The following is a 12,311-nucleotide window of genomic DNA, read 5'->3' as shown; positions in this document are numbered from 1 at the left end:
GAAACTAGTTCTAGAGACAACAGCCTCAACATGTCTGTGAAGGAGAGAACATGCGATGGACAGTATGAACTATTATGTATCTGTCATGGGGCGCTCCGTTATTCCGGATCCATACGCAACCTCGTATGAATGGGTTATTCAGGCAACGCCCCAAGAGGCAGAGCAATTACTGGGATTGCTTAATCTGATGCAGGAAAAAGAGGAAGAGGCCTTTCCAGGAATGGTATTTCCTTGGCCGGATACCCCGGAAGAGTCAGTAAACCGTGCGTATGAAACTGTATTACAACAGGTGTATCGGGAGATATACCGCTTGGGAACAGCAGAGACTCGACAGCAGATTAAACAAGTACATGAAGAGGATAAAGGAGCGCGATAAATAATGTATGCCATTCAGGATGCCAAAATACGCAGATTAACCGAAGTGGATGGATTGTCTTGTGCAGAAGTAGAAGTACAGCCTGGAAATGCCGGAGATCCCTCATTACTTGTGTACGTTGCGTCAACACAGCCAGGGAACTCGCTGGAAGTCGTACGAATTGTACGTAATCATTCCGATTCAGCGATCGACTGGTACAACAATAATATGCATACTGCATTTGAAGATGCGACGGAAACGGCGTTCGAAAATAGCGAAGGGATTACAGCAGGGGAGGATAAAGCCCGGTTCCAGAGTGAACTTTTTGCCTTTGGATTACTTGGTCCTACACTTCAACGTTATTTAATTGGGCAGGCTTAAAAGATCGTACCAATAACTGACATAACAGCCTGGGGATAGCGGAATCCTCTAAAGGAAGCCTTTACGAGCATATCGGGTCTGCCGTGAAAATGCTTCTCATCAACGGCGAGTATCCTGCCCATAGAAAAGCATGTTGTCAGAGAAACAGGTAACTAGAATGCAAAAACCCGCCCTTCGTTGGAAAGGCGGGTTTTTGAAGTTAAAATATAACTTGATTGCAATGCTTCTGATCAAGCATATTCACGCAGTACTTGAATACCTTTGACCACGTTGTACACAAAACTGAATGCATAAATGACAAAGAACAGGATCACAAACCCGATGGCTGAACCCAGGCTATGTGCTGTAACGAAGAAATAAAGGAGCGGAATTGCAGCAAGAAAAGGGAATACGTGTGAAAATAAGGCCCGTTTGGCATGCCCCTCAATATAGTCATCCTTAGCAACAATCCACACAATGATGGGAAACAGAAAAGGGGCAAAGAAAATGCTGAAATAGGATAGTGCTGATAAAAGTTGTCTCATGATTGTACTCTCCTTCAATTAAATCATTAAAATGTATGTATGCAAAAGATTACCCAGCAAGTCAGACAATGAATATATCTTATATGATTGACTGCTGTTTAAGAACCCATCCTTTCAATATTACCTGGTTATAGCTATCATATTCTAGATGTGACTTGGGTATGAGAATAATACGGTGAGCAGCAATTTAGGATGCAATTATTAATTTTTTATAAAAGTATTGAAAAATCTAGAAATCGGAGTATAATAAGAACCGCGCCGAATTTTTATTATACATATTTGTCTCAGTAGCTCAGCTGGATAGAGCAACGCCCTTCTAAGGCGTCGGTCGGGGGTTCGAATCCCTCCTGGGACGTAAGAAAATGCTTCCTTCGGGAAGCATTTTTGCGTTCTGGGGATAAGAACCCCAATGGTTCGTCGGAGCATCCGCTTCATAGCTATTATTTGTGTATAGGTTGTTCCTATTAACAATATAGATTTTATATATTTTTATAATAAGCTGTATTATGTCACAATAACGATACTTATTATATCAAGTGAATGGAGAGAGCGCCCGTGACATCGATTAACCAATGGCAAGCGGAGGATTACGACAATAAACTGGCTTTTGTATCTGGCTATGGCAAAAGTCTAATTTCATGGCTTCAACCATCGAAGGGAGAACGGATTCTTGATTTAGGGTGTGGAACAGGTGACCTGACTCATGAAATCTCAATATCCCAAGCCGAGGTCGAGGTCGTTGGAATGGACGCCTCTCCCGATATGATCCAACGTGCTCGAACCAAATTTCCAGAGATTGAGTTTATACAGGGGGATGCACATTACTTTCAGAGCGATCTTCTATATGATGCCGTATTCTCAAATGCAGCGCTGCACTGGATGCGAAATCCGCAGCTTGTCGTGGATAACATCTGGAAGTCATTGAAGCCCGGAGGGCGTTTTGTGGCGGAGTTTGGCGGCAAAGGGAATGTGCAGATCATTGTAGATGCATTAGAGGACGTGCTTGGACGAAGAGTCGGCATTCGTGCATCGGAACGCAATCCTTGGTATTTTCCAACGATCGGCGAATACAGCAACGTTTTGGAACAAAAAGGTTTTTTAGTTCGGCAGGCCTACCACTATGACCGTCCTACCAAACTTGAGGATGGAAAATTAGGCATACAAGGCTGGTTGGCTCATTTTGGTGGAGATTATTTTGATGGATTAAGCCAACAGCAGATACAGGAAATATGTCTTGAAACCAGTGAAATTGTTGTACCGAAACTATGGCAAGAGGATGCGATTTATGCCGATTATAAGCGTTTGCGTATTGAAGCCGTAAAGCTATAACATCAAAATTTGAATGAGGTATACTCTTGTTAAATGAATGACTGTCATTTGTTTCGAACACTTAAGTTTTTCCTATATAGGCTGAGGACCTCTTTCCGAGAAAGAGATTCTTAGTCTTTTTTTGTACTCAAGAACCATATAAGTAACTTTTATATCAATTTTGTAATTATTTAGAAGGGAATTTCGATATTTTAGTAGAATATTTTACCAAGGGTCAATCTTCTTGCAGATCGGACGGTGAAATTGTCGCAAGTAATGCAGTACTTGTTAGCGCAGGGCCCATACCATTAGTGAGGTATTCACATTTGAGAAGGAGGGCATAGCCTTGAGTAAACGAATGATATCTATTTTTCTAAGTGTCCTAATGATTTTTTCCATTATCATGCCAGCGGCTGGAGCCGCTCCTGCAGATGTTCAGCTTGAGAATTTGCCAAGCAAGGCCGAAGCCACGCAATGGAGAGAGATTCTTGCAGGGCGAGAAGAGAAACTTGCCGCAGATCCATTTTTGGATAAAAGCTTGGAAGGCCTTGGCGGAGAGAAAACACGAGTTATTGTTGAGCTTTCCAACAAACCAGTTGCTGTAGCGCAAGGTGAATCAACCCTCTCAGGTAAATCTTTTACCTCCTCTATGGAAACAAAGGCTGTGACTCAAGTTGAACAACAACAACAGTCATTTGTACATAGCCTCAATCAGAATAAAATCAAACATGAAGTGTTGGAAAATTACGCATATGCCCTGAATGGTGTGGCCATTGAGCTGAAAGGGAACCAATTGGGACAATTGCTTCGTATACCGGGCGTTGTCAGCGTATATCCTGACCTTGAAGTTACAATAGCTCCCGAGACAGATGAAGTGAACCCGTATATGAAAGACACAGCACCTTTTATTGGTGCACCTGAAGTATGGGATTTGGGTTACAAAGGGAATGGCATTAAAGTTGGCGTCATTGATACAGGCATTGACTATGAACATCCTAATTTGAAAGATGCCTACAAAGGTGGATGGGATTTTGTTGGAAACGACAATGATCCGTATGAAACAACATTTCAAGAATGGAAAGGATCGGGCGAGCCTGAGCTTAACTCGAAAGGAAGCGCCTATTACACGTCCCACGGTACGCACGTAGCGGGTACCGTTGCTGCTCGCGAAGCAGGGGATTACGGTATTGTTGGCGTTGCTCCTGAAGCGGATATCTACGCCTACCGCGTACTTGGGCCGTATGGAAGTGGACAAACCTCCTGGGTACTGGGTGGAATTGACCGTTCCGTTGCCGATGACATGGACGTGATCAATCTGTCCCTAGGAAATGAAGCCAATGATCCAAGTTATATCACGTCGGTTGCCCTTAACAATGCCATGCTGTCTGGCGTGACAGCGGTTGTCGCAAGTGGTAACAGCGGTCCTAACCGCTATACACTTGGTTCCCCGGGAGCATCCGCTATGGCAATCACTGTAGGTAACTCTACAGGACCTAGCCAGGTCATTACAGCCAACACTCATTTCTGGATTGGAGAGGAAGGCAAAGGCACACTGCCTGAACAACAACCTGTACCTGAGGTTGAACAATCTCCTGAACTGGGGGCAGCACGGGGAACGGAAACTCCTGAAATGCCAGAGCAAGGGGTACCAGCAATAACACTGGATAACAACACACCTGTAACTGCTCCCGAAATCACATCTGAATCGCCTGCCAATGATACAGCTCCAGATACAGAGCTTAGTGTATCAGAGGAGGATACTCAACCATCCTCACCTTCTGCACCAGTTGAAACTTCTCCGGAAGTTGCACCTGTGGAAGAAAAGTCTGCAGTTGCTCCAACTGAAACGGAACAAAATCCAACTCCACTGGCTGTTACAGAGTCGGTCTACCGCCTTGACGTGATGGGATGGAACCTTTCAGCTGATCCCGAATCGGTATTGACTGGGCAATATGAACTTGAATTTGCAGGTCTCGGCAAGCCAACCGATTTTGAAGGCAAGGATTTCACGGGCAAAATTGCATTTGTACAGCGTGGTGAATTGGCATTTGTGGAGAAAGTAGCCAATGCAAAAGCGGCTGGTGCTGTGGCTGTTATTGTATACAACAATATTCCAGGTCCGATCGGCGTAAGTTTGGGGGATAACTTTGAACTGATTTCGACCCTGAGTATGTCCAAGGAAGATGGAGAATTGATCAAGGCAGAACTGGATGCGGGACAACCCGTTAAAGTGAGCTTTTCTGACTTTCTCCGTGATCAAACGGCAGGAGATGAAATGAGTACGACCAGTTCCCGTGGACCAGCCAAAGTAACTCTGGATATTAAACCCGATGTGGTTGCGCCAGGTAGCAGTATTCTGTCTACAATTCCGGCCTATGGCAAGGATGAGCCTGGAGCGGACTACACGCAAGCCTATGATCGCAAATCAGGTACAAGTATGGCGTCACCGCATGTTGCTGGACTGGTTGCCCTGCTGATTGAGAAGCATCCAGACTGGACGCCTTTTGATATTAAGGTTGCGCTCATGAACAATGGTAAAGTGCTCGATACAACCAAGTTTGATGTATTTGATCAAGGTGCGGGCCGCATTCAGGCTGTGAACACCATCGATCCTTCTGCTCTGGTTAAAGTTATGGATGTTACACAATACACGGAAAGTGGCTCCGTTGTGGAAAAGGAGAATATCACGGGCAGCATCAACTACGGTAATTTCCTGAGCACAGACGAAAAAACGGTCACCAAAACGATCAAGGTTGAAGCGCTGAATGGCAGCGGTGGGGACTACACAGTAAATGTGAATCCGACTCGCACGGTGGCAGGTGTATCCGTTGCTGTAGACAAGAGTTCATTCACACTGAATGGTGAGGAAGAACTTGCAGTGACAATCACTGTTCCACGAGGGGTTACTGCGTTAACAGAAGCACAAGGATATATTGAGTTGTCTAACGGAACCAATACCTTTACCGTGCCATATGTTGCCCATTTCAACGTTACGTTGAATGGAGTCAAATATATTGAAACCGTGGCAGGTACAGAAAAAAATCCGTTCCATTATCCGTTGAAAGCTGATGGTACATTGGATACGCTAAATGTAGCGATGGAATTCTATAATCCGATGACATTTGCACTTATTGAAATTTACGATGGTCTTAACCCGGAAGGTGGATATTACCAAGACGGCTACATCGGCTCCATTTTTGGTAACTATTATAGCTTTAATGCGAATAGTCGATACAATCTTGCATGGGATGGTCAATATGCCGATTACACTACCGATGAAGTGACTGAGATTCCGGATGGATTATACACGGTTGATATCACTACGATTGGTGCTGACGGCAAAACCTATAAGGAAGACACGTCTCCATTTTTGGTTAAAAAGACAGCCCCAGCTGTAACAGCGCCAGAAAAGCTGGAATTCAAGCAGGATGAATCTGTTGTCATTAACGGTAGCGTGGATGACTTGTACTTCCGAGTCGCTCCTGCGCTTGCAAGCGGCTGGAGTATTGCATTTGACCCATCGGCTTCCTTGGAAGCAACGTACGTTGTGAAAAAAGCGGATGGTTCGGTTCATAAAGAGGGTGTTTTTGAAGTACAACCTGATGGAAGCTTCAGCCTTTCTTTGGAGGGAATCGAAGCGGGTGAATATGTCGTTGAACTTACAGTAAAAGACCAACAGGGGCTCTCCAGTACAGCCAATACGATACTGAAATTGGAAGCCAAAGAGACTGAGCCAGAAACTCCGGCTACCAAGGCTCCTGGAACGCCTGTATTGTCTCACAATAACGGGCATGCAAATGGCCTGCTCGAAGGCTCGTATACCGTCACGATGAATCTGTGGTGGGGCGAGAACGCCACTAGCTATAAGCTGTATGAGAACGGGGTATTGATTGATACGCAGAAGTTGACATACAACGCGCCTTGGGCGCAGTTTGCTCAAACGAAGATCACGGGCAAAACCAACGGCACCTATACGTACGTAGCCGAGCTAACGAACGACAAGGGGACAACGCGTAGTCAGACGCTGACTGTTCGGGTTACCCACGCAACGCCAGGCAAAGCGGTTCTCTTTCAAGATAACTGGGATGGCGACGGCAATTATAAGGTGACTATGAACTTGTGGTGGGGAACCAATGCCACGGAGTACCGCCTCTACGAAAATGATGAGTTGATTGACACGCAAGAACTCCGTGCGGTTACACCTTTTGCGCAAAGTGCTGTGACTAAACTGTCCGGGCAAACTTCGGGCACGTATACGTACCGGGCCGAACTAATCAACGCAGCCGGGGTTACCAGCACGGACAAGATCGTGGTAAAGGTGAAGTGAACGCTGAGACATGGAATTGTTAAACGCTTCATGTGTTAGAAAGATCTAGTGAAGGAAGTGTTCATGCATAAGTGGTCTTCATCCGGATTCCGCCGGATGGAGGCCTTTTATGTTTGCATAAAAGGCCGTTGATAATAAAATGCTCCACTTAGGCGACAGGGTTTATTGTCAGCCTGTCGCCATCCTTTTTTTCTAGAAATCTAACCGATCACTCGATTCTTGCTGGCCTTGAGACCTATGATCAACAAAACAATGGCGAGGATAACCTGTACCAGCAATGGAAGAGTCCATTCCTTTGTCCATTCATGAAGCAACCCGAACAGCAAAGGTCCGCCAGCCGCCAGCATATATCCAAAGGATTGGGCCATTCCTGACAGTCCGGCGGCTTGTCTGGCATTAGCGGTACGAAGTACAAAGAACATCGTGACTAGACCAAATGAAGCCCCGCCGCCAACGCCTGCAAGGGCGACGCCAATAGTTACGAGTGATGAGACACCGCTTAACAAAAAAGCATATCCCAGGATCAGAATTGTGCAAGTCATCGCGGTGAGCACTCGTTGATCCTTCATACGTCCAGCCAGAATCGGAACGATAAATGTTGCAGGAACGCTAGCCATTTGCATCATTGATAACATCCAGCCTGCCGAAGACGCACTGAATCCCTGATCAGACAGAATCTCGGGAAGCCAGGTAATGGTGGTGTAAAAGATCAAAGACTGCAATCCCATAAAAAACGTGACATACCAGGCTAAGGAAGAGGAGCGAAGACGAACCGGTTTGGCATCTGTTCTGGAAACCGCGTAAACTTCTCCGCGCCGGCTTGAACGGACGTTAGGCAGCCACAGGATCAGAGCCAGAATGGACAAGACAGCCCACATTCCCAATGAAGCATGCCATCCCATAGCGGTTAACCCAGCCGCAGGTACGCTGATCCCTGAGGCTATGGCGGCCCATATATTCATGGAGACGGAGTAAAGTCCAGTAACCAATCCTACTCGCAGCGGAAAATCTCGTTTAATCAGACTGGGTAGCAGTACATTGCTCAGAGCGATGCCGCATCCTAATATCGCCGTTCCTGCAAAGAGAGCAGGGACAGAAGGCAGAAACCGCAGGGCTACACCTATGGTTACAATAATAAGGGCCGTGAACAATGCTTTTTCCAGTCCGAATCTTCGGGCCATTTGCGGTGCGAACGGAGATATGGCTGCAAAGGCAAGCAACGGTAATGAGGTGAGCAGTCCTGCCATCGCATGGCTTATTCCTGTATCGGCGCGGATCAGCTCCACGATGGGACCTGTTGCTGTAATTGGTGAACGCATCGTAGCTGCGATAACGATAATTCCTGCGAGCAGCAATCCAAGCTTCATGGATGTGGATGAACCTTCCGCAGGAGTAGAAGGGCTTGGTGAGTGATGATGTAAAGAAGGGGGCATAAGCAGATCTCCTGTTGTTTATTTGTCTAATATGTATACATTGGCACATACATATACACAGTCAGCATAACATCTGATGTCAACATGGGCAACGAAGTTCATAGGAACGGTATGCAGAATGCAAAAAAAAGCTCCCCGAGGGAAGCTCTCAGTGAATACGTCCCAGGAGGAATACTCTCCTTGCAGTCGAGACTACGAAGTAACGCTAATGAAGCGTATGCTCCGACGAACCGTTGAAGGTTTTCATCCCCAGAACGCAAAAAAACTTCCCGAGGGAAGTTTTCATTTTTACGTCCCAGGAGGGATTCGAACCCCCGACCGACGCCTTAGAAGGGCGTTGCTCTATCCAGCTGAGCTACTGAGACATGAAATTTTTCAAGCAAAATTGATTTTATCATAAATAAATAAGAATATCAATCATTTTGTTTTAATATGTTTTTCGTATATGATATTTGGCGGCAGTAACGTTTTTTTCATTATATTTAAGGTTATGTTAGAATATCAGAAGAACTCAGAAAATAGATCGACTTTCGTTTAATATACATCTATTTATGTTGATTCCAACTGGAGATTCAGGATACAGAGGAGGTGCTCCTATCAAGGAATCCACGACCCCGGAAACTGAACACAGTAACAATATTGTGCTGTTTCCTAAGACGCTGGACTATTACCAGATTCAATTGACGGTCATGCTTGAAAATGAACGTTATGGCGAAGCGATGGACCTGTTAAACTTCCTGTTACAATGTCAGGGACAGGAGGAACGTCATTATGATGAATGGCGTGCATTGCTTGAATGGCTTCAGGCTGCTTTTCCTCATTATGCCGAAGAATCGTCTGATCCCCGTGAAGAACGGGAAAAAGAGGAAATTAGTGAAGAGGACATGGCACGTCAACATGCAAGGACCAAGCTTGAACAGGACGATGGGTATGCCGATAAGCTGCTACGAACTGTAATGGAAGAACCTCTTACCGAAAAAACGACGCTGGCGTTGGAACAGCTGGCCTATCTTGATCTTCCTATAATCGATGATGCACTCACGGGATGGCTTAAAGAGAGGCCACTTCATCCATTGCTTCAGTTCAGAGTTCTGCAAACTCTACATCGCCGAGGGACTCAAGGCATCATTAAATTTACTCGGGGTGAAGAAGAGGTTGAAGTGGAGATTGATACCGTACCTCTTAGACCAGAGGATTTCCCGCTTCAGATCATTCAAATTCTGGAACGGGTGGCAGACCAGACGGAGGTTCATGAACCTACGCTCTTTTATTTTGCCCAGGAACTGTGGATCCAATATGTCATGGCGGTGTACGGAACCCGTGATTATATGTCCATGTTGGAAGAAAATGATTCCATGACAGATATATGGGCGGCTGCTCTACATATGACCGTTGCAGACAGTTTGGGTGGTTCGCATGATGAGGAAGATACTCGTTCAATGTATGCTGTGACAGGCGCGATGCGCTTTCGTCTGGAGCAGGCATATCGCTCGATGAAACAATTTGTTTCAGCCGGTTTGGACGGTGAATAGGAGCCGGAAACGTTTTCCTTAAACCGTATCAAGGGATTGCCCTTGAAAAAGAATCTAATCTTGTTTATACTAAAATGGTTATTTTGTACGTGATTGCCTACGTGAACATGTGAATTTTGGAGGGGAAAGTATACAATGAAAGCAACTTGGGAAAAGATAGAGAAGAACCTTGGGGTTCTTGAGGTTGAAGTAGCCGCAGATCGTGTAACTGCAGCACTCGACAAAGCTTTTAATAAAGTGGTAAAACAAGCAAATGTACCTGGATTCCGTAAAGGTAAAGTTCCACGTCCAATCTTTGAAGCTCGTTTCGGTGTGGAAAGCCTGTATCAAGAAGCAATTGATATTTTGCTTCCTGAAGCTTACACAGAAGCAATCGACCAAACGGAAATTTTCCCGGTTGATCGTCCTGATGTAGATATCGAACAATTCGCTAAAGGACAAGTGTTTAAGTTCAAAGCGAAAGTTACGGTTAAACCTGAAGTTACTTTGGGCGAATACAAAGGAATTGAAGTTGCTGTAGCCAAAAACGAAGTAACGGACGAAGAAGTGGCTGAAGAGCTCGAGCGTCTTCAACAACGTCACGCAGAACTCGTTGTTATCGACGAAGGAGCTGCAGAGAACGGCGACGTTGCTGTAATCGACTTTGACGGTTCCGTTGATGGTGTTCCATTCGAAGGTGGACAAGCGGAGCGTTATTCCCTTGAACTGGGTTCCAACACATTCATTCCTGGCTTTGAAGAGCAAGTTTTGGGTCTGTCCACAGGCGATCTCAAAGACGTTGAAGTAACTTTCCCAGAGAGCTACCATGCAGCTGAACTGGCCGGCAAACAAGCGGTATTCAAAGTGAAAGTACACGAAATCAAACGCAAACAGCTTCCTGAATTGGATGATGAGTTTGCAAAAGATGTCAGCGAATTCGACACGCTTGAAGAGTACAAAGCTGATCTAAAAACGCAATTGGAATCCCGTAAAGCAGACGAAGCCAAAGCAGCTCAAGAAAATGCAGTTGTAGAAAAAGTGGCTGAAAATGCTGAAGTGGACATTCCTTCTGCAATGGTTGACAGCGAAGTACAAAACATGATGCGTGATTTCGACAACCGTCTGCGGAATCAAGGTATGAACCTGGAAATGTTCCTGAGCTTCTCTGGCCAGACGCAAGCTGACCTTAAAGGACAAATGCAGGAAGATGCTTCCAAACGTGTTCGCAATAACCTGGTTCTTGAAGCAGTTGGCGTAGCGGAAAACATCGAAGTTTCTGATGAAGAAGTGAACCAAGAACTTGAAAAAATGGCTGAGTCTTATAAACGTCCTGTTGATGAGATTCGTGGCATTCTTGAGGGTAATGGTTCCCTGGACAGCCTTCGTGATGAAGTGAAACTGCGTAAAACGATCGATGTTCTCGTTGAGAACAGCAAAGTCGTTGAAGCTGTTGAAGCTCCAGCTGAAGAAGTAGCTGCAGAAGCTGACGAAAAATAAGACAAGCTGTTATGAAATGAACAGCTGAATAAACGATAAGGCACGTGAATTATTGCGTGCCTTATTTTTAAATTATGGGATCCATTTTATAGAGGGTTCAGTTATTAAATGGATGGATTATAATGTGATAAGGTCATACCTGTTTACCGTCCTGTGTGTTTCCTATAAATAAAAAAAGGTTAAACGGCATAGGATTGCTCCGATTTGCACATACATAGAAAACATGGTTAAATATGATCAGGCTAAATAGCAAACTAACTCATGTATGACACCTCTTGTGAAAAATGACATTGTCACAGGAAAGTGTTAGAATGAATTTGGGTTTGCTTTACAGGTAGCCTATGTCTAATTACATGTAGAAAAGAGGTTGGTCTCATGAGTCTGGTGCCAATGGTTGTAGAACAAACCAATCGAGGCGAGCGGTCTTACGATATATATTCGCGTTTGCTGAAGGATCGCATTATCTTTCTAACCAGTGCGATTGATGACGATGTAGCCAATCTTGTCATAGCACAGCTTTTGTTTTTGGCAGCCGACGATCCTGAGAAGGATATCAGCTTGTACATTAATTCACCTGGTGGTTCTGTTACCGCAGGGATGGGTATATACGATACGATGCAATATATCAAGCCGGATGTATCTACCATTTGCGTAGGCATGGCTGCAAGCATGGGCTCGTTGTTGCTGACAGCCGGTGCTCCTGGTAAAAGATATGCGCTGACCAACAGCGAAGTCATGATCCATCAGCCGCTTGGCGGCGTTCAAGGACAGGCTGCGGATATCAAAATCCACGCAGAATGGATTATTAAAACACGTCAGAAACTGAATCAAATATACGTCGAGCGTACAGGTCAGCCCCTTGAGAAAATTGAGCGGGATACAGACCGTGACTTTTTCATGAGTGCTGAAGAAGCCAAAACGTACGGCATTATTGACCAGGTGCTCAGTAGACCGATCAATTCCTAAAGGGGTGGT

9 protein-coding genes and 2 tRNA genes are annotated in these 12,311 nt (G+C 45.2%); 8 read left to right on the top strand and 3 right to left on the bottom strand.

Features of this window, described 5'->3' with window-relative positions:
* Window positions 1-55 precede the first annotated feature (55 nt).
* Window positions 56-376 carry a hypothetical protein gene (locus ACR32F_RS25750; RefSeq protein ID WP_440112097.1) on the top strand — a complete coding sequence of 107 codons (321 nt, stop codon included), beginning with the start codon at window positions 56-58 and terminating at the stop codon, window positions 374-376.
* A 3-nt stretch (window positions 377-379) separates the two neighbouring features.
* A complete protein-coding gene (locus ACR32F_RS25745; protein WP_440112095.1) occupies window positions 380-736 on the top strand; it encodes a hypothetical protein in 357 nt (118 codons plus the stop codon).
* Window positions 737-966: 230 nt separating this feature from the next.
* On the opposite strand, the gene ACR32F_RS25740 is transcribed toward ACR32F_RS25745, so the two are convergent.
* Window positions 967-1,260: a DUF4870 domain-containing protein gene (locus ACR32F_RS25740; protein WP_440112093.1), complete on the bottom strand. Its 294-nt coding sequence runs from the start codon at window positions 1,258-1,260 to the stop codon at window positions 967-969.
* Window positions 1,261-1,541: 281 nt separating this feature from the next.
* On the opposite strand from ACR32F_RS25740, the gene ACR32F_RS25735 reads away from it, so the two are divergent.
* From ACR32F_RS25735 to ACR32F_RS25725, 3 genes are all read left to right on the top strand, one after another.
* A tRNA-Arg gene (locus ACR32F_RS25735) sits at window positions 1,542-1,615 on the top strand.
* Window positions 1,616-1,815: 200 nt separating this feature from the next.
* Window positions 1,816-2,589: a class I SAM-dependent methyltransferase gene (locus ACR32F_RS25730; RefSeq protein WP_440112090.1), complete on the top strand. Its 774-nt coding sequence runs from the start codon at window positions 1,816-1,818 to the stop codon at window positions 2,587-2,589.
* A gap of 325 nt (window positions 2,590-2,914) precedes the next feature.
* Entirely contained in the window at window positions 2,915-6,895 is a 3,981-nt protein-coding gene (locus ACR32F_RS25725) for a S8 family serine peptidase (RefSeq protein WP_440112088.1), read from the top strand.
* 200 nt (window positions 6,896-7,095) lie between these two features.
* Here the strand turns inward: ACR32F_RS25725 and ACR32F_RS25720 are convergent, their stop codons facing one another.
* Together ACR32F_RS25720 and ACR32F_RS25715 are read right to left on the bottom strand one after the other, a co-directional pair.
* Window positions 7,096-8,328, bottom strand: coding sequence for a CynX/NimT family MFS transporter (locus ACR32F_RS25720; RefSeq protein ID WP_440112086.1), 1,233 nt, complete (start codon window positions 8,326-8,328; stop codon window positions 7,096-7,098).
* A 291-nt stretch (window positions 8,329-8,619) separates the two neighbouring features.
* Window positions 8,620-8,693: transfer RNA gene (locus ACR32F_RS25715), tRNA-Arg, on the bottom strand.
* Window positions 8,694-8,879: 186 nt separating this feature from the next.
* Between ACR32F_RS25715 and ACR32F_RS25710 the strand changes: the two genes are divergently transcribed.
* The 3 genes from ACR32F_RS25710 (at window position 8,880) to clpP (ending at window position 12,302) form a co-directional block, all read left to right on the top strand.
* Window positions 8,880-9,860, top strand: coding sequence for a hypothetical protein (locus tag ACR32F_RS25710; protein ID WP_440112084.1), 981 nt, complete (start codon window positions 8,880-8,882; stop codon window positions 9,858-9,860).
* A 135-nt stretch (window positions 9,861-9,995) separates the two neighbouring features.
* A complete protein-coding gene (gene tig, locus ACR32F_RS25705) occupies window positions 9,996-11,336 on the top strand; it encodes a trigger factor (protein ID WP_440112082.1) in 1,341 nt (446 codons plus the stop codon).
* A gap of 375 nt (window positions 11,337-11,711) precedes the next feature.
* Window positions 11,712-12,302, top strand: a complete 591-nt coding sequence (gene clpP, locus ACR32F_RS25700; protein WP_440112080.1) for an ATP-dependent Clp endopeptidase proteolytic subunit ClpP — start codon at window positions 11,712-11,714, stop codon at window positions 12,300-12,302.
* Window positions 12,303-12,311 lie beyond the last annotated feature (9 nt).

Source organism: Paenibacillus hebaui, from assembly GCF_051934385.1.
GTDB lineage: Bacteria > Bacillota > Bacilli > Paenibacillales > Paenibacillaceae > Paenibacillus.
This window is presented reverse-complemented; position numbering and strand designations above follow the sequence as displayed.